Origin of the sequence: Streptomyces sp. ISL-43, assembly GCF_018614195.1 — a bacterium.
GTDB lineage: Bacteria > Actinomycetota > Actinomycetes > Streptomycetales > Streptomycetaceae > Streptomyces.
In genome coordinates this window covers 27,110-48,598 of the sequence record NZ_JAGGOT010000029.1, presented here as the reverse complement: position 1 = coordinate 48,598, position 21,489 = coordinate 27,110, and the positions used below count along the sequence as shown (strand labels likewise).

The window sequence follows — 21,489 nt, the reverse complement described above, 5'->3', positions numbered from 1 at the left end:
CATCGCCCCGTCCGGCAAGAAGGTTGCCCGCACCATGTCGATCAAGCCCTCCGAGGACGTCGCCAAGTTCTTCTCGTTCCTCACCGGCATGCCCTGGCCGCAGGCCGACGAGGACTTGATGCGGAAGGTGTCGGACAACTACAAGGCCATGGCCTCGGACCTGGACACGCTGGCCAAGTACATCGCGGAACTCGTTCCGATGATCAAGGAGGACTTCGAGGGCGAGGCCGCTGACGCCTTCGTCGCCTCCATGCGGGACCTCATCGGCGGGGTGACCGGCTCCAACGTCATGCAGCAGACCAGCGAGCTGGCGCTCCAACTCGGCGATGCGGCGCGGAACGTCGCCAACCAGGTCGAGTACACGAAGATCATGGCGATCCTCCAGGTCGTCGAGCTGATCGCACAGATCCTGTTCGCCATGATCTTCGGGCCGGTCAGCTTCGGCGCGTCCGCCATCAACGCGGCCCTGCAGTTCGTGATCGTCCGCGAGGGCCTGCGCAACGTGCTGTCGTACCTGCTGCGGACGATCATCACGCAGACGTTCATCGGGATCACCGCCGGCATCTTCCAGGACATGGTGATCCAGCTCTACCAGCTCTCCTCCGGCCACACCGACAAGTGGGACACCGAACACACCCTGGAGGCCCTCAAGGGCGGCGCGCTCAACGGCCTGGTGGCCGGGCCGCTGGAGATCCTCGGGCACTACGGCGGCCAGTTGCTCGGCAAACTCCTCGGCAAGGACGCCGGCTCGATCATCTCGAAGAGGATCGACGACTCGATCACGGGCAAGCTGGGCAAGGAACTGGCCGACGCGGCCAAGGAGAACGGCCTCAAGACGACGGGCAAGGGCCTGGCGAAGGACGAGCTCAACACCATCGTCAAGAAGGACGCCGCCCCCAAGCCGCCGCTGACGGCGAAGTCGCCGGTCAACGACCTGCCGGGTACCGCCCCTACGCGCACGGCCAGCGCAGGTGCGGTGTCGAAGCCGGGCGCCACGGCCGGCACGACGGCCGGCGCGAACGCGGGCACCAAGACGGGCGCCAACGCGGGCAGCAAGGCCGGCGCGAACGCGGGCACCAACGCGGGCGCCAGCGCGGGCACGCGAACGGGCACCAGCGCGGGCTCCAAGACGGGCTCGACCGCCGGTTCAGGAGCCGGGACGAGCGCCACCGGTTCGGGAAGGGCGGTCACGGGCGGGGCCTCGGGCACGGCCAGGAACGTCGCGGGCGATGCCGGTGCCCACAATGCCGCCAACGACGCGAAGGCAGCGGCCGGGGTCAGGAACAGCGGCACCAAGACGGCGTCCGAAGGCCTGGACGGCATGAAGCCCACTGCGCCCGGCAAGAGCGCCACGGGCAAGGGTCTCGTACCCGACGAGGCCGCCGGCGCCGCGAGCAAGGGCACCCGTACCGCTTCGCAGGGCCTGGAGAGCCCGAACGCGAAGGCCGCGGAGGCCCCGGACGTAGCAGGGGCGGGTGTCAAGGACGTGGCGGGCAGCGCTGCCGCGGACACCGCCGCGGGCGTCGCCAAGGGCGAGAAGAAGGCCGTCGCCGGCGCCGCCGAGGGCGAGGCGAAGGCCACCGCAGGGGCAGCGGCCAAGGGAACGGTTCCGGACAGCAGCATCACCAAGCTGCTGACGACGGACGCGGCGCGCAGCGCCTTCGCCAAGGACGTCGGCAAGCTGCTGGGCGCTGCCGGCGGGCAGATCGAGCAGGGCTTCGTACGACAGGGCAAGGGGAGCATCGCCCACAAGGTCTCCGACGAGATGGGCAAGATCTTCGAGAAGCACCTCGCCAAGGAGGGCAGCGATCTCCTGAAGGACCAAATGCGTGCGGTCGGCAAGGAGTTCGGCGAGACCTTCACCAAGAAGTGGGGGCGGCTCGCCGCCGATCACACGGGGCTCGGCGAGGCCCTGGAGAAGTCGCTCGGCGATCTCGCCGGGAACAAGGGGCTGAAGAACCTGGCCAACGACCTGCCGGACCTCTTCTCCCCTTCCAAGATCACCGGAAACGCCTTCACCCAGCCGTTCAAGCGGATGTTCCAGACAACCCCGCTGCACGGAAACCCCATGTACCAACTGGGTCTGGCCGTCTCGGCCAACCTCAAGGACGGCGTCCAGAACAACCTCAGCGAGGGCTTCTACAACCTCATCTTCAGCGAGGAGCACGAGTTCACGACCACCTGGTCGACCTTCGTCTCCGGCATGGCCATGGGTGCCCTCGGCAAGGCGCTGCACAAGCTCTTCGAACCGGCCATGAACCGCTACGCGGAGTGGTTCGCCAGCCACCAGTTCAAGGCGAACCCGAACGACAGCAAGTACTTCGGCGCCCTGCACCCGCTGAACGTCGTCTCCTTCCTGGCCAATATGACGGGCCACCAGGCCCCCTATCCGGTGCCGCGGCCCACCTCGTTCGAGCACGACGTGACCTTCAAGCAGCAGACGAAGGACATGGTCGAGTGGGTCTTCTCCCACCCCTTCACCGGACGGTCCTTCTTCGACCGCCCGCTGCCCGTCCTGACTCCCGAACACGACGCGGACCACACCCCGGACGCCCTCTCCGAGGCGGACAAGGTCGCGGACGCGCTCCAGCCGAAGACGGAGAGCGCGGACGGGCCGGGTTCGGACAAGGACCCGAAGCACGCCCGCGAGGAAGGCGACGGCGACGCCAAGGACGACAAGGACGCCAAGGAAACGGACGACGGTACGACGAAGACGGACGAGGGGTCCGCGAAGGAGACCGCTCCGGGCCGTGCCGTGGGCAGCGACGGCGCGCCGGTCGGGAGCCCGTCCCGGCCGCGCACCGAGGGCGGCCTCCCGGAGAACCGCGACACCACGGCTGGGGACGACGACACCACCACCCCTCCGAAGAACGACGACGCGGAGGAGCTGGAGTTCCTGCCGGTCTCCGACGAAGCGGACGACGCGGACTCCGGCCCCGTGCCGCCGGACACCGGCGAACCGCTGCCGGAGGGGCAGCTGCCGCCGCCCACCGTCCTGGTGCCCCCGACCGCCCGCCCGTTCGACAGCGACACCGACCAGGGCGGCAGCCACATCGAGATGGGCCCGTACCAGCTCCAGCACGCGCTGACCCCACCAGGCGCCGGGAACCTCCCGAGTCCCTCCTCGACCCGCCTGCTCACGCGCCCGATCAGGGACGCGAGCGGCGAAGAGGTGGGCCTGTCGTTCCACCACGAACCGGACTGGAAGCTGCGCGAGCAGTCGCTGGCCCGGTTCGGCGGAACGTCCGGCGTGTACCAGGTGCACGAGGAGAACAAGGGCTACGACCAGGCCAGGCCGTTCGACTGGAGCGGAACCACCGAGACGGTGCTGGGCCGTCAGGCGGGGCGGCAGACCGGCGGCGACCTTGCCGCACCCTGGCAAGGGGAGCCACGGCCGTTCTTCCTCAACCTGCACAGCAACGGCGCGGGCGTGAAGGTCCTCGCCCCCGGCGACCACGACTACCGGACCGTGACCCTGCGGGACTTCGGCACGCAGATCAAGGAGCGCGTCAGCAGCCTGCCGCCGGGCGCCCCGCTCGTGCTGACCGCCTGCCGGATCGGCCGGCACGCCCCGGAGCTCCAGCAGTTCGCCGACATCACCGGTCGCAAGGTGTACGCCTCGACCGCCCAGACGTACTCGGCGCTGCGCCCCCGGCCCGGCACGGACGAGTCGGCCGTCGGCTCCGACCGGTACGAGGGGGTCATCGCCATGGTGAGCGACCCCTCCGGCCCCGAGACCGTCTGGACCTCGGCAACCCCCCGCCCCCAGACCCCCGAGGTGGCCGCCGCACACGCTGCCCCGCCCCCCGGCCCCCTGGACCCCGCCGGACCGCGCCGGTTCGTCCACGCCCTCACCGACCACGGCGCCGCGCAGCTCGGCATGGCCCTGCCCGACCGGCTGCCGGTGCGGGAACTGCACGCACGGCTGCGGCAGCTCTCGACCGACGAGACCGCCCTCGACGCGGGCCTGGCCGGGCAGCTCCACCCGGACGCGCTGAAGTCCGTACTGCCGTACCTGCTGCACAAGGACGGCTGGCCCGTGCCCGCCGAGCTGCTGGGCGGCCGCGCCGTCCGGCTGCGGCTCCAGCTGTCCGATCCGCAGGAGGCCCACCCGCTCGGCACGGAGCACGGGCCGCAGCCTGAAACCCGGCTGGAGCGCCGCGCGGGCGCCGGCAACGAATTCTCCCAGGCTCTGGGCGGCGGCAACCGGCGGCGCGTGACGGGTACGTACGGTGAAACCCTCGACATCCCGGCCGCGGGAATCCTGGCGAAGGCGCCGTGGAACGTCTCGGTCTCCGTGACCCACAACGAACTGACGCACAATCAAAACCTTTCCCAGGGGCACCAGGCCGTCCAGGCCCTGCGCAGCAATGAATCGTCCACGCCCCACACGTACAAGGCGACCTGGGTGATCGAGAGCGGCGAAGGCGGTAGCGGTGGCGACGGGAGCGGCCCGGCCGCCGACGACCACCGCCCGGTGACCGAGACCGAGCCGCTGACGGTGTACTTCCCGCAGCACCTGCTGACGTCGGTGGAGGGGGTGCACCAGCCGCCCACCGTGGAACAGTTGCGCACGGCTCCCCTGTGGGGGGTCGCCGGGATCGGCGAGCCGGGCGGGCTCGCCCAGCTGGTGGAGCACGCCCGGTTCCGGCCGACCCTGGACAGCCTGTCGGCCGAGTCCCTCGCCGAACTGCACCACTGGACCTCGGAGGAGTCACTGCGCGGCGGTCTGCCGATCGCCGTGTCCGGCGAGTTCTTCTCGTCCGTCCTGCACGACACGTCCGGCCGGGCACTCGGCTTCTTCGGCCTCAAGGCGGTGGTCGACCCGCAGGGCGAGGTCACCGCGGTCACCAGGTCCATGAACCTGGAGTCGCACAACCTCCGTTTCAACCGGTACACCGGCAAGTCCACCCTGACCAGCTCCCTCGCGTTCGAGGGCGGCGGCCAGGCCGGCTTCACCTCCTCTCGCGATGTCGGCCACCCGGGCGCCGGCACTGCCTTCGGCGGCGCGGTCGGCGGCAAGGTGGGCGGCAGGTTCCAGGCGAGCGAGGACTTCTCGGCGGGCGGCGGGGCACAGTTGGACCAGAGCCTGCGCAGCCCCGCACGCCACCTGCTGGTCGGCGGCACGGCCCGGTACACGGTCACCTTCCACGAGGGTCTGCCGCCCGACAAGGAGAAGAGGGTCGACGGCGACGCCACCCCGCTGTCGCTGTACGTCCCGGCCCGCAGCACCCTGGACCTGCAAAATGCGGGCACCAGGCGGCTGCCGCCCGAGCTGGACGGCCTGCGCTCGCTCGGCATGTCCGCCACCGCCACCCAGGTGAAGGGCGCGGAACGACATTTCGAGGCGGCCATGGCCGAGCTGACGACCCGGCACTACCTGCCCGGCGATACGGCGGGCGGGGCTTCCGACGGGCCGGGCGCCCCCGACCGCCGCACCCAGCTGATGAACCTGCACCGCCTCAAGGCGGCCTGGAGCGAGTTCGCGCTGCGCGGTGCCGCGGGGGAGATCGTCGACGGCGGTCATGTCGTCCGCCTCGACGACCCCCGCCCGGGCCGGATGGGGCAGATCCAGGTACGCCTGACCGCCGAGCTGACCGGGGAGCCTCCCCGGCACATGGGGACCCTGGACAAGGACCGTATGGCCTTGTCGAACTCCGTCAGCCACACCCTCCCCGCCTCCGGCCAGCGCACCACCTCTCCCTCCGGCACCCTCGGCTTCACGGGGCAGGTGAACATGCCGTTCGGCGGGTCGAACTGGCAGGCCCAGAGCTCCGTCGACCCCGGGTACGCCTACACCCGGGGCACCGCGGAGGGCTGGTCCACCTCGGTCAGCCACGACCAGCAGATCATCACCAAGGACGGCGTGGACTTCTTCGACGCGCACGTCACCTACCGCCTGGACATATCCGACGGTGGCTCCTGGCGCACCGTCGGGCCCGCCGAGGCAACGGACCCGGGCACGCCGTCCGTGATCTCGCTGGCCGTGGCTCACGACCGTACGACGGCGGCCACGGCCGCGGAGCCCGTCGCGGCGCCCGCCGCGGCGCAGGTCCTGCGGACGCCCGCCGCCATGGACGAGCGCATGGGGACGCTGGTGGACCCCGAAGGCGTCCTGCAGCCCGGTGTCGTCACCCTCCCCGGCGACTCCGTGGTGGAACACGTCCGCGGGGCACACGTCCTGCAGGACGTCGTACGGGAAATGCTGCGGGGCCGACCGCCGCGGGAGCCCGCGCCACAGCAGGATCCGGCCCCCGTCACGACTCCCGCCGCGGCACGCCCCGTCACCGACCTGGAGGCGCAGCGTCAGCAGCCGACCGTACCGCCGCCGCTGCTCCATCGTGTCGGCCCCGCGCTGGCCGACGCCGTCGCGGGCGGCGCCCTCTCCACCTGGAACTGGCTGACCGGGAAGCCGCTCGGCGACGTCCTCCCGCACGGCCACGTCCTGCTGGACAGCCAGCTGAACGCCACCGCGCTGCTGGCCCGGGGCCACCAGGTCTTCGGGGGCACGTACGTGGTGGAGCACGCGACCGGCTACGGCGCGGCGGCCGACCACCACCTGTTGCTGGAGGTCAAGGGGTACCTGCACGCCTCCACGGGGCCGAACAACGAGTTCCGGATCTCCCGCCAGGGGGACGCCTTCGGCCTGTACACGGAGACCGGCATCACGCACGCGGACAGCAGTACCTCGGGCGACACCTCCACGCACGGCGGCCGGGTCGGCGGCAGCCTGGCCTTCAAGGACACCGGCCCGCAGGCGTCCCCGAACGCGGGGACGCCCTCCGGCGGCTACCAGTACACGCGCGACACCACCACCGCCTCCTCCCGGACGACGGCGCTGACCGCCGTCCAGGTACCGAACGACGCCGGCCACCACCACCGCGTGCGGCTGAACGCCACCTACGAGATCACGCTCCGGCAGGGGTGGCGCAGCGGCACGGCCAACATGCTGGGTTTCGGGCAGGAAGCCCCGGTGCGCCGGGTCGTCACCCTTCCGGACTCGGTCGGCGTACTCCTCACTCCGGAACAACTCCTGCGTCACCGGCAGCAGTTCGAGACGGCCGGTCTGGACGTCGGCGCGCTGCTCCCCCCGGGGAACCAGGCCGGCGGTGCCCGCCTGCTCCCGGACCGGTTCGCCGGGGCGGGGCACATCGGCCAGGGGTCCGTCGACGAGGTGACCCTGCGCCCGCACGACGAGGGGATCGACGCCCCGGGCCTGCGGCGCGAGCCGTTGCGCGAGCGCCTCACCGAGCTGATCGACAGGATCGCCCCCGGCGTCCGCACCCCGGGGCACAGCTCGCACGTGGCCGGTGTGGAGACCGCCCTGACCAACCTCGCCTCGCCGGCGGTCATCCGCTCACTCCCCTCCCGGTCCCCGGGAGCGGTGACGCTCTCCTTCGAGCACCACGCGCTGGGCGGCGCCGACCGGGTCGAGGTCTCCCTCCAGGCGAAGCTGGTCCCCGGGCAGGGAGACGCACGCGGTACCGAACTCCCCGGAACCTCGGGCGTCGAGAACCAGACCCACCTGACGCGTACCGCCGTCGCCCCGAACCTCGGTACCACCGCGGCGCACACGTACTCCTTCTCCCCGCAGGTCACCTACCCGCATCCGCCGGCCGGCGCGATGAACGACCGCAGCGGCGCCACCGTGACGGGGAGCCACGCGGGGACGCTCACCCAGCCCACGACCCGCTTCTCCGAGAAGCGCACCTGGCTGCGCACCGAGCACGTCACCCAGTTCGACGGCATCCACTACGAGTACACGGTGTCGGTACGCCGGACGCCGCTCCACCTGAACCCCCTGCACGCGCCGGGGAACGTGGTCAGCGCGCTGTCGGGGCGCCCGCGCGACGGCAGCTTCATCCTGCAGGGGCGGGGGGTCATGCGCTTCCCCGTCGTGGACACCCCCCTCGTCGAGGGCGGCCAGGCCGGCCCCCGGGCCTGGCAGCCCGGGCTGCCCCTGCCCGCGCCGGTCGCCCCCGCGGAACCCGCGGCACCCGCGGAGCGGCGCGCCGGGCCGACGGCTTTCGTACCCGTACGCCACTTCTCGGTCCTGAGCTTCGACGCTCTACCGGGGTTGGCCTCGGCCCTGACGGGCCCCCGAAACGGCTCCGCGGGCGGCGGCCCGTCCTTCCTCTTGACCTCCGCCTCCCACCAGTTGAACCTCCTCGGCGACCTGGTGCGGGCCCGCGGGGGTCTGACCCTCGACCCGTCCTTCGCCTCGGTGTTCACCGGCACCATCGGCACCTCGGGCGGGGCCCACGTCAGCGTCCGGCTCTCCAACCCCGAGCACGCCGGCCAGGCCGCGGGCAGCGCGAGCATCGCCGTGGACCGGGTCAGCCGGCAGGGCACGACCAGTTCGGCCTCCTCTGCCCCGCGCGCCCAGCTCGGCGCCGACTACGTCCAGCGGTTCGGCGGCTCCGGCCTGACCGTGCCGGGAACCGGGCCCAACACCCGGCACAGCGCGACGAACGCCGCCTCCTCCCTGTCCATGGACATCGTCAAGAGCGGCAAGACCGATGCCCCCGGCGACGACCGGCTGCCCCCGGCCGGCGCCCCCGTGCAGCACGTGGTCCGGCTCGACGCCGAGATCACGGTCACGGGCCGGGACGGTACGGCCGGCGACCCCGTCCGGGGCCGGATCGAGCTGCTGGTGACCGAGGAGGACCTGCTCGGCCACGGCCTCTTCGACCGGTCCTCCCGCGGCCACCTCGACCTGCGCGACATCAGCCGCCCCGTCCCTCCGGCGACCGACGCCGTCCCCGTCGCCGACCGGATCAGCCGGCTGAGGACGGCCCTGGAGCGGCCGGACGGGACACCCCGGCAGGTGTGGTTCGCCGCCGACGACCATCTGCAGAGCGCCGATGCCCTGTACGTGGCCCACCGCACGGCCATGGCGCTGGGCCGCCCCGTGGAACTCGTACTGCGCGGCGACCACGGCCCGGAGTCCTACCGCTTCGCCGTGAACGGCGACCTGGAGACGGGGCAGGAGCAGCCCGCCCGACGCCTCCGGGCACTGTTCGACGCCCACGACACGGCAGAGGGGCCGGCGCTGGCGGACGCCGCCAGGACGCTCGCCGAGGCCCGGCGCGAGGCCGGTGAATTCTCGGTACGGCCGCTGTCCGCCGAGCTGGTCGCGAACGTCTACGACGCGGGTCACGGCAAGCAGATGAAGAAGGCACAGCCGTGGGAGGTGCTCAAGAGCGCCGACACCCATCCGGTGGTCCTCAGCCAGCCGGGATACGCGACGGGCGACCAGTTCGCCATCGCGGCGGCGCTGCGCGAGGTCCCCAGACTGCACGTCGCGATTTCCCAGGGCTCCATCGACCCGGTCACCCAGAAGCCCAGGGAGTCGGAGGACAAGGCAATGGAGATCCGTAATTTCTACTTGGCCAGCGGCATCGACCGCGAGCGGATCCACCTCGTCACAGTGGACGACCTGTGGAAGGACAAGAAGCTCGCCGACGCCAAGATCGACGGCCTCGTCCGGATCCTGCCGGCAAGGATCGCGTGGACACCGCCCCAGGGCGGGACGAACACGCACGGGGAACACCTCGGGACACTGGAGAGGGTGCTGGAGGTGTGGAACGCGTCCGAGCTGTGGCCGACCCCGGTCGCACAAGACGGTGCCGAGCCCCAGCGGGCCAAGGCCGACCCCAATGACCTGAACCGCCTGCTGGAGGCAGCCGGTCTCCTGGCGCCCTCCCCTGTCACCCGAGACGCGGAGGTGGCACGTCGGCAGGAGATCGGCGCACTGTGGCACGAGCGGGGCGAAGGTTTGCGGGCGACCACCCTCCCCGCCGGTGAGGCCCTGGCCGACGGGATCGGCCTGAGCAAGACAGTGGCGGGGAAGCGGAACCTCCCCCTCAACGGCGGCACGGGCTACGTGGCCGGCATGCACGGTCCTGACATGCAGGCACGGGTTCGCGACATGTGGCGCGTTTCCCCGGAAACGTTCCCCCCCGTATCGGAAGACCATCCCTCCGAAGGAAAGGTGAAGGCCTGGCTGGACGCGAAAGAGGTATCGGACATCGCGGGGCGGGAAGTCATCGTCCTGTGGTCCCGTTTCAGCGGAAAGCTCGGCGGCGCACACCTGGAACACGACACGAGCTACGAGGGAGTCCGCCAGATCATCACCGAGGTCGGCAGCACGGCCGCGGAGTCGGGCAACGGCCGGAAGCCGATCGTGCTGATCGTCGGAGATTCGCACGCGGACCCCGACCACCGGGAAAAGTACGCCACGATGGCCGCGGACCTGAGCGACGACCACGTCTCGGTCCACAACCTGACGGCGTTCTGGAACACCTCGAACTCATCGATCCGTGAGAAATTGGAAAGTTGGAACGGGCACGACCGAATCGGCCAGTTCAAGCTGTACGAATATCTCCAGCGTCAGGCCGCATCGGTACGCCACCTGGGTTTCCGCAGCGGCAACCTGGAAGCCATGGCGATGCTCGGCTACGAGCTCAGGTACATGGAGGAGCCCGGAAGCATCGGAACCGACCGCATGGCCCTCTGGCACAAGGCGGCCGACGGCTTGACGGTATACGGCGGCCAGCCCGTCGGCTACGAGCTCCTCAAGGTCGACAAGCCCCCCACGCGCAGCGGCAAGTACTTCAACGAAGCGGGCTTGCTCGGTGAGATGAAGAAGAACACCGACCGGACCGTAAGGATCGATGCCGACCCTCCGGACTTCATCCACGCGAAGCGCAGCGCGGCCGACCCCGTTTCCCGCGTGAGCGACGAGGCGAAAGCAGAATTCAAGAACGGCTTCGACAAGGGCTTCACATCGAAGGACATCCGCAACATCGTCCGGTTCCTCATGGACACCGGCCCTCACCCGGAGGGCGGCGCGGCATCCAGCGCCCCGCTCACAGCGCATGTGCTCGACGGCGGGCATGATCCTTCCCCGCCAGCCGAGCCGCCCGCCGGGCCTCCGGCGACGGAGCTGAGGTACCGGGCGGCCCAGCCCGCGTACCACGTCGTCTCGGAGGTCCTCAAGTCGAACATGAAGAACCCGGGCGCGGCCGAAGAGCTCAAGAAGCGCCGGGATCTTCGTGTGACCGAATACGAGTCGCCCGAAGGCACCGTGCTCAAGGTGGAGTCCCTCGCCCACCGCAGCGACGTGCGCGTCGAGCGGTTGGACGGACGCGACTACGTCCGGCTCTACCAAACGGTCTACGCACCGGACGGCGTCGAGCACAAGGACATCCAGCAGACCGCCGACGGCGAGATCAAGATCCTCCCCGACACCAAGGACATGTGGGTCAACGCGGGCCGTCCGTGGCGGGCCCTTCACTACATGCGGACCTACCGCCACCAAGGACACGGGCGGATCGAAAAGGGAAAGGAGGGGACGCACGGCAAGCCGATCGTGCGCTCCTTCCTCGTCCCCGTGGAGACGTACAACCGGCTGACCGACGGGGCGATCGAAGAGGCCCAGGTCAGCGGGCTCGGGAACGGGCACGCGCTCAACACGGACAGGAACAAGGACTCCGACCAATACCTGATCCGCGACTCCGGCGTGGAAGAGATCAGGAACGACGCGCTGCCCGGCTCCCTGCGCACCTACGTACTGGACCAGTACCAGGGCGAGTACCTGCCCGGAACACGTGACGGCGAGGTCCGTACGCTCAGCGACATGCTGGACGAGCTCTCCCTGCCGCAACTGCGCGACATCCCGGAGCTGGTGCGTCCACTGCCGCCCGTGCGGCCCGCTCCGGACCCGAACGGCGTGCCCGACGTCCCGAACGTCAGCCCGCCGAAGGTCCCCGAGCCCCGTTCGTTCCACCTGGTGCTGCCGCTGAGCGCCAACGCCGGGGCCGTGTCGAGGCACGTACAGCGGCTGCAGCTCCTGCACGACCTGCTGGGACCGGATCTTCTGACCAGCAGCGACAAGGCCAAGGCCAAGGCCCAGGCCCAGTTCAGGAAGCTTGCGGGCGGTCTGATCAGGGACGGCTTCCCGCGCACCGATCAAGAGCGTCTCGCCCTGCGCACCCGGGTGAACCGGGCCGCGAACTACTCGTACATGCCGACGGTGATCGAGGCCGTCTACAAGGAGGCCGTCGCCGGCAAGTTCGGCAAAGCCAGCAACCTCGGCGAGTGGACGCAGTCGCAGGACTTCCCGGAGCGCAACCTCGTCTGGACGGAGAAGGAGATCCGCCCTGCCCAGACCGAGGAGACCGAGACCGACGAGACCGAGACCGCCGCCCCGGCCGACGGCGACGCGGTCGGCCGGGGAACGGGTGACGTGGACGCCGGGACACCGACCGACCTGCACTCGTTCCCCAGTGACACCGGCAGCGACTACCCGGCCGTCCTGGCGAACGCGGTCCGCACGGCGAACGATCCCGCGTACGTCCCCCCCGTCCGCCCCCCGGGACGCACCCGGCAGAGTGAGTTCGTCCAGACCGCCCGGGACACCGACTTTCCCCGCGCCGCCGGGACGGGTGCCGATGCCTTCCAGCAGTCGATCCAGGACGTGCTGGCCGGCGGCTCGTCCCAAGCCCACACCCCGCAGTTCCGGGCGCGGCGCATCCTGGACGGTCTCGCGCGGGACCGTGCCGACGGGGACGCCATCGCGCTGGCCAGCACCATCGCCGCACGGGACCACGACGTCACGATCGTCTACGTGGCGGTGGACGGCTCCCGGCGCACCTTCGGAACCGGGCGGACCGAGGTGTTCCTGGTGGACGACGGGACGGAGTTCCTCTGGTCGGTCGTCCGGACCGGACCGGTCGCCTGATGAACTCCCCCACCCTGTCTCCTTTCCTTCCCACCGCCCCCTTCACCAGTTCGAGGACACCATGAGCGACACCCCCGACCCGACCCCCGCCGACACCGCAGCCGCAGCCGGGCTGCCGCCCGTGCCCGAGGACATCCGCCAGGCTGCCCGGCAGGCGCCGGAGCACTGGCTTGCCGTCATCGACCCCGCGTGGGACGGCGAGGAGGCTCCGCCGGTCTGGGCGGTACGGGGGCAGTGGCGCTCCGACGAGGCCGGGGAGGTCGTGGAGTGGCAGGAGAACCCCGAGTACCGCCCTTCCCCCGAGAGCCTCGGCTGGCCCCAGCCCACCGACGCGCTCGACTCGGCGGTCCAGCTCTCCGCCACCGGATACGGCCCCGCCGAAGCGGTTTCCACCGCTCTGGCCCAGGCCTCCCTGGCCGTGCACACGACCGCCGACGGCCTCCCGGTCACGGCTGCGGCCCCGGACGGCACACCGGTCGTCGCGGTCTACTCCTCCGCCTCGTACCTGCAGGTCGCCGGGCGGTTCGCCTACCAGGTGCTGCCGTTGCCCGAACTGGCCGCCCTGCTCCCGGAGGGCCACGAGCTGTACGTCAACCCGACCGCCGGCGTCGCCATGCGGATCGAGGACTCCGTACTGCGCGCTGCCCTGGAGATCCTCCGGCGGGAGCCGGATCAGGGGCCTGAGGAACTGCCCGAGGAGCTGCCCGAGGAGCTGCCCGAGGAGCTGCCGACGGAGGGGGAAACGAGGGCGCGGCCCGAGGGCGCGACCCCCGCCACCCTGCCGGAGCCCCTCGCGCCAATCCCGCGCGTCCGCGTCACGAGCGACGGCCCGCCGAGCGACGTACGGCCGTGAACCCTCCGGGGGTGCCCATCCGTCGAGCCGTGTAGGGGTCTGAAGGCGTGCGGAGGGGATGAGCGGTGGAGCAGAGCGAACGGCGCAACGGCGAGGGCGAAGCGCCGGCACCGGCACCGGCGGCAGCAGCTGTAGCAGCGGCAGGCGGTATCCAGCTTCCGGCAGTCGCCTGGGCCGAGGAGGAACCGGACGGTCCCGCAGGCACTTCGGCCGAACCGGAGGCCGAGGCCGAGGCCGTAGCCGAATCCGAGGCCGAATCCGCGCCCCCGGGCACCCCTCGCGTACTGCCCGCGCCGCCCGGCCCCGCGTCTCCCGAGGCGGCAACCGGGGCGGCGACCGAGGCGGACCCAGAGGGGGATCCAGAGGGGGAAACCGAGGCGGACCCCGAAACCGAAGCCGAACCCGAGTCCGCCGCGTCCCCGAGCCCCGTCCTCGGGGAATTCGTGGCCGCCATCGCGGCTCCGGAAAGCGCGGCGGGGGGCGCATCGACCGGGCAGGGCGTCGGCCGGATCCCCAAGCCGGTGGTCGCGGCGGCCCTCGTCGGCGGCCTGGTCCTGATCGGGCTGCCCCTGGTGCTGTCCCAGCTGGGCGGCGGCGGGCCCGCGCGCGGCTCCGACGCACCGCCGCCGGCCGGGATGAACCGTCCGGCGGGCGGCCCCGAAGGCTTCGTACCCGGCTTCGACGACCGCGGCAACCCGGTGCCGCCGCAGGGTCTTCAGGGCGGCGCCCCCTCCCCCGGCCAGGGCGACCCGAACTCCGCGGGTGGCGCCCAGGGCGGCTACACCAACGCGGAGAACGCGGGCGGCGCAGGTCTGGGCGGATCCTCCGCCCAGAGCGGCGCGGGTTCGCCCGGCGGCACCGGCTCGAACGGCTCCGGCGGCAGTGGCGGCGGTGGCGGCACCCCCACGAGCGGGGACGGAGGGGCCGGCCGGCCCCCCGCGCCCGATCCCGCGCCGCCCGCCGCCGCGAAGACGTACCAGGCCGTCGCCGGTGCCGGCTGCTCGGACAGCGGCACCGGGTACAGCCAGCACGGCTGGTTCGACAACGGGCAGGCCGGCTGGAAGACCTACAGCTCGGGCGGCTGGAGCGGCAACGGCTGCAAGGGGAGCTTCACCGCCATCCCGATGTCGGGCGCGGCGGGCGAGGACAACGGGAACTACGCGCTGTGGACCTTCCGCACCGGCCCGGTGACCAGCGGCCGCTGCAAGGTGTCCGTGTACATCCCGAACAACAAGGACATCAAGGCGGTCGGCGGCAGCCCGGCCTACTACACGGTGCAGAACTCGCTCTCCCCGGGCAGCGGAACGATCGACTCCTTCGTCATCAACCAGCGTTCCACTTACGGAAGTTGGGTCGACGGTGGCACGTATGACGTGCGCAACGGCCAGCTCGCGGTGAAACTGCACGACCGGGGCCAGGACTGGGTCGGCAACACGAAGACGTACGCCCACGACGCGGCGTCCGCCGTACGCGTCTCCTGCACCGCGTAACTCCCTTTCCCCTCACCCGCCTTCCCCCGCCCTCCCCCACCGAAGGGACCATCCAGTCATGTCGCGCCCTGTGCTGACCGTGTGCGCGCAGTCACGAAGTGGCTCGTACCGCACGATCGGCGAAGCCCTCCACGTGGCGCGCAGCGGCGCGGTGATCTCCGTACGTCCAGGTCTCTACGAAGAGAACCTGGTGATCGACAAGATGGTGACCATCACCGCGGAGGACGCCAGGGGCAGCGTCAAGGTCGCGCCGCGCAGCGGCGCGGTCGTCCAGGTCGTCGCCGAGGCCGTGCAGCTGACCGGACTGGTACTGCAGGGCAACGACGACGAACTGCCCGCCGTCGACGTGCCCCGCGGCCAGGCGGCACTGCAGGACTGCGAGGTCGTGGGCAGCTCCTGGACGGCCCTGCTCACCCGCCAGCAGGGCACTCTGGCGATGCGCGGCTGCCGGGTGGTCAACCCGGCGGGCGCCGGGATCGTGGAGACGTCCACCGGAGCCAGTGTCATCGAGGACTGCGTCATCGAGCACCTCGGCACCTCGGCGGTGGTGATCGGGGAGCGCGCCAATCCCACCATTCGCAACTGCGTGCTGCGCGACGCGCGCGGCAACGGCGTGTGCGCCAACGGGGAGGGCAAGGGCTCCATCGAGGACTGCGAGATCTCCTCGACCGACAAGCCCGCCGTGGCACTCGAGGAGAACAGCACGACCCGCGTCCTGCGCACGACGGTACGGGACTGCGTGCTGGGCGTGTACATCAGCTCGGCCTCGCGGGTCCTGTTGGAGGACTGCACGGTCACGAACACCACCGGCCACGGAATCGCGCTCGCGGGCGGCACCGATCCGGTGCTGAGGCGCTGCCGTACGTCCCGCACGAAGGGGGACGGCCTCCACGTCACCGGCCGCTCCCGGGGCACCTTCGAGGAGTGCGAGGTCAGCGGCGCGGAGGGCGCCGGGGTACGGGTCGACGAGTCGTCGAGCCCCTCGTTCGCCCGGGTCGCCGTACGCGACTGCGGGGCAGCAGGCGTGTGGCTGAGCGGGGACAGCGCACCCGATTTCGACCGGCTGGAGGTCCGCGACGGGGTCGGCGCCGGAGTACTGGTGACCGACGGCGCCAATCCGATGCTGCGCCGTCTGACGGTCCTGGACGTCCGCGGCCACGGCGTTGAGGTGACGCGCAACGGCCGCGGCCGGGTGGAGGGTTCGCAGATCGGGTCCACCGGAGGGTCCGGGATACGGATCTCCGAGGGCGGCCACGCCTACGTCGGCGACACCTCGGTACGGGGTACGGGTGCGGCCGGGGTGTCGGTGGGCGGCGGGGGCGTCGCCTCGCTGCGCGACTGCGATCTGGCCGAGTCGGTGGAGGACGGAGCGGTGGTGGAGGACGGCGGCGAGCTGACCGCGACGCGCACCCGGGCCCGCGCCAACCGCCGCCACGGCATAACCGTGGCCCCCGGCGGCCGCGCCACGCTCACGGCGTGCGAGGCGGCCGAGAACTCCCACGACGGCATCCGGGTCGACTCGACGGAGGCGGTACGGGTGCACGACTGCGCCGTCGTCGACAACCGGGGGTCGGGACTGCGCCAGACCAAGCCGGGCACGCGACTCGCGGTGGAGAACCTGACCAGCCGGGGCAACGCGATGCCGGACGCGCACGGCTCGGCGACCGCCCCCGCGGGTGGCGGGTCCGCCGAGGAGGGGGCGGGCGAACCGGCCGGGCCCGGGGGGCCGGCGCAGCCGGTCGCACCCGACGGCCCGCGGGCGGTCCTCGACGCCCTGGTCGGACTGGCCGGCGTCAAGGAGCAGGTGGAGACACTGGTCAACCTGAACAAGCTGGCCAAGCGGCGTGAGCTGGCCGGGATGCCCGCGCTCCCCATGAGCAGGCACTTGATCTTCGCGGGACCCCCCGGCACCGGCAAGACGACCGTGGCCCGGCTGTACGGGACGATCCTGGCGGAGCTGGGGGCACTGCGCAGCGGCCACCTGGTGGAGGTGGCCCGCGCGGACCTGGTCGCGTCCATCATCGGCGGTACGGCGATCAAGACCACCGAGGTGTTCAAGGGGGCGCTGGGCGGGGTGCTGTTCCTGGACGAGGCGTACAGCCTGTCGCAGGGCGGCGGCGGCAGCGGTCCCGACTTCGGCCGGGAGGCGATCGACACGCTGGTGAAGCTGATGGAGGACCACCGCGACGACATCGTGGTGATCGTCGCCGGGTACTCCGAGGAGATGCGCGGGTTCCTGGACTCCAACCCGGGCCTCGCCTCGCGCTTCAGCCGTACGGTCGACTTCGAGAACTACTCGGACGCCGAGCTCACCACGATCGTGGAACTGTCGGCCCACGGCCACGGCTACGAGCTGTCCGAGGGCACTCACGAGGCCCTGACCCGGCACTTCGAGACCATGGCGAAGGGCGCGGACTTCGGCAACGGCCGGGCGGCCCGCAAGGTGTTCGAGGAGATGGTCGACCGGCAGGCCTCCCGGCTGGCCGGCCTCACGGAGTTCGCCAACGCGGACCTGGCACTGCTGCTGCCCGAGGACGTGGCGGCGCCGGCCCCGGACTCGGCGGCCGACGGCGCGCCCCGCGCCGCACTCCTCGACCAGCTGCGGGCGATGATCGGGCTGTCGGCCGCGAAGGAACAGGTCCAGGACCTGGTCAATCTGATCAAGCAGGTGAACCGGCGGCGGGAGGCGGGGCTGGCGACCGCGACCATCAGCCACCACCTGGTCTTCGCGGGGGCGCCCGGTACCGGCAAGACCACGGTGGCGCGGCTGTACGGGAGGCTCCTCGCGGAGTTGGGCGTGCTGCCCGGCGGCCAGCTCGTGGAGGTGGCACGGGCCGACCTGGTGGGCCGGTTCGTGGGCCACACCGCGCAGCTCACGAAGGAGGCCTTCGACCGGGCCCGCGGCGGTGTCCTGTTCATCGACGAGGCGTACACGCTGACGCCGCGCGGCGGCAGCGGCAACGACTTCGGGCAGGAGGCCGTGGACACGCTGATGAAGCTGATGGAGGACCACCGCGACGAGGTGGCGGTGATCGTCGCCGGGTACTCCGACGAGATGGAGGGCTTCTTGGCGTCCAACCCTGGTCTCGCCTCCCGGTTCTCCCGGCAGATCCTCTTCGAGCACTACTCGGACGGCGAGCTGGTGGAGATCGTGACGAAGCAGGCGGAGGCCGCGGGCTACGTCCTGGCGCCGGACACCGCCGCCGCGCTGCACGAGCTGTTCGCCGCGGCACCGCGCGACCGCACCTTCGGCAACGGCAGGTTCGCCCGGCAGACCCTGGAGTCGATGATCACCCGTCAGGCGGGGCGGCTGAGCCGGCTGGAGCTCGACGACCTGTCGGAGATCAGCCTCCTGCTGCCGTCGGACCTGCCCGTTTCCGCGCGGACGGGAAGCGCCGCGTGAGGGCGGGTGCGGTACGCCGCAGCCTCACCGCCACGACCCTCTTCGGGGTTTTCGCGGTGTGCGGTGCGTCGGGGGTGTTCGGGCTGGTTCCGGGGGCCGCGGCCGCGCGGGCGGACGCGGCACGGGCGCTCGCCGACGGGGAGCCGGACTCGCTGCCGGGCATGACGCAGACCCTGCCCGACGTCCGGCAGAACGGCTGCCGCAAGGGTTCGGACCGGGTCAGCGGCCGGGTGCCGTGGGCGCAGGCGTACCTGCGCCCCGACGCGGTGTGGCCGCTGACCGAAGGGGAGGGCGTACTGGTCGCCGTGGTGGGCTCGGGCGTGGACGACACGGCCGGGGTCCTCGGCGAGCGGATGCTGTCCGGACCCAGGTTCCACGACGCCGGACAGGGAGCGGACTGCGTGGGACACGGCACCTTCGTCGCCGGACTGATCGCGGCGAAGCGGGGCCCGGGCACCGGGTTCGCCGGGATGGCACCCCGGGCGCGGATCCTCACCGTCACCGTCACCGACGCGGCCGGCAACACCGACGCCGAGCTGCTGGCCAAGGGCATCCGGGCCGCGGCCGACGGGGGCGCCCGCGTCATCGCCGTGGCCGCCGTCAGCCCCTCGGCCGGCGACTCCCTCGCGGAGGCCGTCAAGTACGCCACCGCCAAGGGCGCGCTGATCGTCGCCCCGGCCGCCGCCGACACCCCGGGGAACAAGGCACCCGTGTATCCGGCCGCCTACCCCGAGGTGCTCGCGGTGGCCGACAGCGGGCCCGGCGGAGCGCCGGCCGGGCAGGCCCCCACGGGCCGGGTGGATCTGGTGGCGCCCGGGGACTCGGTGCTGAGCACGGGCCCGTCGGGCAGCGGGCACTTCACGGCGTCGGGACCGAGCTTCGCGGCCGCCGAGGTCGCCGGGGCCGCGGCGCTGGTGCTCGGCTACCGGCCGGGCCTGAGCGTCGGCCAGCTGGTCCACCGGCTGAAGTCCACGGCCTACCACCCCGGTACGACCCTGCCCGACGCGCACCTGGGCTACGGCTTCCTCGACCCGGTCGCCGCCACGACCACCGTCCTGCCGGAGGAGGGTGATGTGACCGAACGGTCCCCTGCCCTACAGCGGCTGGCCATGCCCGAGGAGCCCGGCGACGGGGGTGCGCGGGTGGCCTACGGAGTCATGGGCGCGGCTTTCGCCACCGCGCTCGCGGCGGTCGGCCTCGCGTGCGTGGTTCCCCGCGGCCTGCGTCGCGGCTGGCGGCCGGGCCGCTACGAGGAGAGCGACGCGGGAACCCGCCGGGACCGCTAACGCGCGGTGCGGGCGGCGTTAGGCGTTGCTTAGCGGGGCGTTTGCGCGCGCTGACAGGCTGCGTTGCAGTCCCGTCCCCACCCCCTGCCCGGGAGCAAAGCAGTGACGACACCCGCATTCGAGTCCGCCGACGGAAGCACGGCGGCGGCCACGACGCTGGACCAGGACACCCTGGCGGAGCTGTACCGGCTCCACGCCCCCTATTTGCTGCGGGCCCTGCTCCGGATGGCCAACGGGGACCGCGGCAAGGCCGAGGACATCCTCCAGGAGACCTTCCTGCGCGCCTGGCAGAATCCGCGAGCGCTGGTCCGCGGGCCCGAGCACGCCCGTCCCTGGCTGTTCACCGTGGCCCGGCGCATCGCGATCGACCATTTCCGGATGGCGGCCGCACGCGTCAAAGAGGTAGGCGGCGAGGCGCACGAGGAGCGGGGCACCGCCCAGGACCCGTACGACGAGGTCCTCGCCGCCCACGACGTGGGCCGCGCACTGGGCGAACTGCCGCCGCACCAGCGGGAGGTGCTGAGGCACCTGCATTTCGACGATCACACCGCCGCCAGGACCGGTCGCGCCCTCGGCGTGCCCACGGGCACGGTCAAGTCCCGCAATTTCTATGCCGTCCGCGCCCTTGCGCCCCTCTTGGAGGCGCGCGGTCTGGCCCCCGTCAACCACGGATCGACCCGCTCCCGGTAGCGGAAGCGAAGGAGAGTCATGGCCTGGTATCAGGGATCCTGCCGCATCACGGTGATCGGTGTGGACGCCGACTGGCCCCAGCGGGCGGTGGTGACCGTGCACGGCAGCCGCACCCGGCTGGTCATTCCGGGCACAGTGGGGGCGACGCAGTTGGTGGACGCGCAGAGCTGGGATCTGGCGCTGGAGCACCGGTACGACAACCAATGGCGCCCCAACATCCGTGCTGTGACGAGCCGTTGGGAGTCGGTGGGCGGGATGGAGAGCCAGGTGGTGCGCAGCAAGGACCACGACTGGCCCGGCCGGACGCAGGAGCGCAACCTCGTCCTGCGCATCGACCGCGCCGGCGCCGCGCAGGAACTCCACCACACGCTCGTGGACGCCGTCCCCAAGGGAACCGCCCTCCTGGTCCCCAGTGTCACCGTCGGCGAAGCCCTCGCCCCGCAGCGGGCGGGCGCCGCCCTGCCGGCCGCTGCCGCCCGGCCGGCCTCGTCGAGCAACGGGATCCCGGCGTCCGGAGGGATCCCGGCCCGCCCCGCCACGTCGGGCGGCACGGCCGCTCCCGCCACAGGGGCCGCAGGGGCCGCACCCGCCGCAGGGGCGGCTCCCGGCCGCCGGGGTTACCCGACCACATCATCGGGCTGACGCCCTCCTGGCCATGATCGTCCGCGGGGGAGGCGGAGCATTGTGCCAGACGCGGGCGCGAGGGGCACGTCACGTATTGCCGTGGCGTGCCCCCAGGGCCTCCGGGGTGGCGTACTGAGTGCAACGTACCGGGCGGATCCGCCGCTCAGCACCCCGAGACAGGAGGACAGCCATGGCTGCCCTGATCCCCCTCCGCAAGTCGCTCCTCATCGCCGCCTCCGCCGTCGCCGCGCTCCTCGGCGCCGGGTCGGCCCATGCCGCAACGAGCTCCGCCCAGCTGGCCAACGATCCCTCCGGGGCGAAGGTGCAACGGAGCAGCACGCTCGGAGGCCAGGACCATTCCAGCGCGTATTACTACTACTACGTACAGGCGCGGTAGC

Annotated in this window: 8 protein-coding genes; all 8 read left to right on the top strand. The window is 71.9% G+C overall.

The window, feature by feature from the left end:
- Nucleotides 1-34 precede the first annotated feature (34 nt).
- A complete protein-coding gene (locus J7F03_RS16315) occupies nt 35-12,745 on the top strand; it encodes a hypothetical protein (protein WP_214950085.1) in 12,711 nt (4,236 codons plus the stop codon).
- Nucleotides 12,746-12,806: 61 nt separating this feature from the next.
- A complete protein-coding gene (locus tag J7F03_RS16310) occupies nt 12,807-13,598 on the top strand; it encodes a type VII secretion system-associated protein (RefSeq protein WP_214950084.1) in 792 nt (263 codons plus the stop codon).
- A gap of 65 nt (nt 13,599-13,663) precedes the next feature.
- Nucleotides 13,664-15,088, top strand: a complete 1,425-nt coding sequence (locus J7F03_RS16305) for a hypothetical protein (protein ID WP_214950083.1) — start codon at nt 13,664-13,666, stop codon at nt 15,086-15,088.
- Between the two features lie 58 nt (nt 15,089-15,146).
- Nucleotides 15,147-18,491 carry a right-handed parallel beta-helix repeat-containing protein gene (locus J7F03_RS16300; RefSeq protein ID WP_214950082.1) on the top strand — a complete coding sequence of 1,115 codons (3,345 nt, stop codon included), beginning with the start codon at nt 15,147-15,149 and terminating at the stop codon, nt 18,489-18,491.
- Complete coding sequence (locus J7F03_RS16295) at nt 18,488-19,777, top strand: S8 family serine peptidase (RefSeq protein WP_214950080.1); 1,290 nt, start codon at nt 18,488-18,490, stop codon at nt 19,775-19,777. Before J7F03_RS16300 ends, J7F03_RS16295 begins: the two co-directional genes overlap by 4 nt.
- 102 nt (nt 19,778-19,879) lie before the next feature.
- The gene (locus J7F03_RS16290; RefSeq protein WP_308379607.1) at nt 19,880-20,467 is read left to right on the top strand and encodes a sigma-70 family RNA polymerase sigma factor; all 588 of its coding nucleotides are present in this window, start codon (nt 19,880-19,882) and stop codon (nt 20,465-20,467) included.
- 18 nt (nt 20,468-20,485) lie between these two features.
- Nucleotides 20,486-21,109 (top strand): hypothetical protein, encoded by a 624-nt coding sequence (locus J7F03_RS16285; protein ID WP_214950078.1) that lies wholly within the window; start codon nt 20,486-20,488, stop codon nt 21,107-21,109.
- Nucleotides 21,110-21,281: 172 nt separating this feature from the next.
- The gene (locus J7F03_RS16280; RefSeq protein ID WP_214950077.1) at nt 21,282-21,488 is read left to right on the top strand and encodes a hypothetical protein; all 207 of its coding nucleotides are present in this window, start codon (nt 21,282-21,284) and stop codon (nt 21,486-21,488) included.
- Nucleotide 21,489 lies beyond the last annotated feature (1 nt).

Excerpts from the sequence above, each read along its gene's own strand:
- J7F03_RS16300 (WP_214950082.1), top strand. The coding sequence starts at position 15,147 with ATGTCGCGCCCTGTGCTGACCGTGTGCGCGCAGTCACGAAGTGGCTCG.
- J7F03_RS16285 (WP_214950078.1), top strand. The coding sequence starts at position 20,486 with ATGGCCTGGTATCAGGGATCCTGCCGCATCACGGTGATCGGTGTGGAC.
- J7F03_RS16280 (WP_214950077.1), top strand. The coding sequence starts at position 21,282 with ATGGCTGCCCTGATCCCCCTCCGCAAGTCGCTCCTCATCGCCGCCTCC.
- J7F03_RS16315 (WP_214950085.1), top strand. The coding sequence starts at position 35 with ATGTCGATCAAGCCCTCCGAGGACGTCGCCAAGTTCTTCTCGTTCCTC.
- J7F03_RS16310 (WP_214950084.1), top strand. The coding sequence starts at position 12,807 with ATGAGCGACACCCCCGACCCGACCCCCGCCGACACCGCAGCCGCAGCC.